At 63.5% G+C, this 1875-nt stretch carries 2 protein-coding genes; both read right to left on the bottom strand.

Annotated elements, in window-relative coordinates; genetic code table 11:
* A partial coding sequence (locus EOA27_RS34550; RefSeq protein WP_145970762.1) for a Gfo/Idh/MocA family oxidoreductase occupies window positions 1-868 on the bottom strand: 868 nt, incomplete at its 3' end.
* Window positions 869-943: 75 nt separating this feature from the next.
* A complete protein-coding gene (locus EOA27_RS34545; protein ID WP_245491279.1) occupies window positions 944-1828 on the bottom strand; it encodes an ABC transporter substrate-binding protein in 885 nt (294 codons plus the stop codon).
* Window positions 1829-1875 lie beyond the last annotated feature (47 nt).

Genomic DNA, 1875 nt, shown 5'->3' with positions numbered 1-1875 from the left:
GTGCATAGTGGATCTTCAGCGCGTCGGTCTTGGTGTGGCGGTCGATGTCGGCGGAATCGGACACCTCCTCGGCATCCTTGGCGCTGCTCCCTCCCTGGCCGGCGACGATCGAGACGGCGCCCTTCGGGCCGACCACGTCCTTCACGAAATAGGCCGTCTCGCTCATCATCGGACCCCAGCCGGCCTCGTACCAGCCGACCGAGCCGTCATCGAAGGTGACGTGCAAATGGCCGTAATTCTGCTTGTCGGCCTCGGCCCAGAGTTTTGCGCCGATGCCGTGCACGCGCACCGGCTTGGCGCCGGTCAGCTGGCACATGACGTCGACATAATGGACGCCGCAGTCGACGATCGGGATCAGCGAGTCGATCAGGTTCTTGTGCCAATGCCAGGCGGTGCCGCTGCTCTGCTGGTTGAGGTTCAGGCGCATCACCAGCGGCTTGCCGAGCGTCTTGCCGACCTCGATGAATTTGATCCAGGACGGGTGGACGCGCAGGATATAGCCCAGCACCAGCTTGCGGTTCTTCGCCCGCGCCGCGGCCACCACCTTCTCGGCGTCCGCGATGTTGGTGGCCAGGGGCTTTTCCATGAAGACATGGCAGTTGGCGGCGATCGCCTTCAGCGCGTATTCGGCGTGCGTGTTCGGCCAGCTGTTGATCGAGACCGCGTCCGGCTTCGTCTCCTTCAGCGCCAGGTCGAAATCCTCATAGAGCGGGTAGCCGGCGAGTTCTTTCGGGATCTTCTTGTTGTTCTTGATGGTGCGGCTCATGATGCCGACGATCTCGAAGCCGTCGGAGCGGTGATAGGCGCTGGCATGCGAAGCGCCCATATTGCCCAGACCAACCACCAGTATTTTCACCTTGTCGGCCATCGAAGCCTCCCCCAATGCTCTTTAAACGGAATTGCGGGCGGCGCCTCGCGCCGCCCGGTGGTCATGGCAGTCGCGTTACTTCACCGCCGAATCGAACAGGTGCGCCTTGATCTTGTCGACATCGAGCGCGGCAAAGCCTTCCGACAGTTTGACGCCGTCGGCATCGGCCTTGACCTTGGCCTTGTCGAAATCGTTGGCGGCCGGGATCAGATCGTTGGTGCAGACGTCCTCGGCCTTCACCGGCGCGCTGATCTGGCCGATCTTGAGGATCTCGTCGAAGAAGCCCTGCCAGCTCGCCATGTCATGCGAGCCCCAGCCGCCGCGCTTGTCCATGTCGCCGCGGAAGACGTTGATCTGCTGCAGGATCGAAGTGGTGCCGAGCTCGCGGCCGAGGTTCTTGGCCAAGGTCGGGAACTGCTCGAACACGGCTTCGACCGCGGCGCGCGGATTCTGGTAGCCGAACTCGAGGCCCATCGCCCAGCCGCGCAGATACTTCTCCAGGAAGGCCTTCTTATCGGCATCCTCGAGGTCGGCGGCGCGTACGACGAAGGTGTTGGCCGGCAGCTTGGAGTTCTTGACGCCGAGCCAGTACTCGAAGTCGAGTCCCTTGGCGATCCATTCGGCGCGCAAGCCTTCCCAGGAAAGCGCCGCATCGCCCTGGCCGCCGGCCAGCGCGGTGCCCCAGGTCGGCCAGCCGGCCTCGACATATTTCACCTTCTTGATGTCGACGCCCTGGGCCGCCAGCAGCGGATCGACGATCGCCTGCCAGGCGGCGGAGCCGAGCAGAATGGTCTTGCCTTCGAGGTCCTTCAGGTTGTTGGTGCCCTGGCCCTTGCGGAAGGCGAGGCTGAAAGTATCGCGCGCGCCCATGTGGAAGACGGACTTCAGCTTCATGCCGTTTTGAATGGCGAAGGAGAAGACGCCGGGCGAGGGGAAGCCCATGTTCGGCCTGGCCGACATCGACGAATTTCACCGTCGCGGTGCCATCCGAAGGGCCGGGCTGCATG

This window comes from Mesorhizobium sp. M2A.F.Ca.ET.037.01.1.1 (assembly GCF_003998075.1).
Classification (GTDB): domain Bacteria; phylum Pseudomonadota; class Alphaproteobacteria; order Rhizobiales; family Rhizobiaceae; genus Mesorhizobium.
This window is presented reverse-complemented; position numbering and strand designations above follow the sequence as displayed.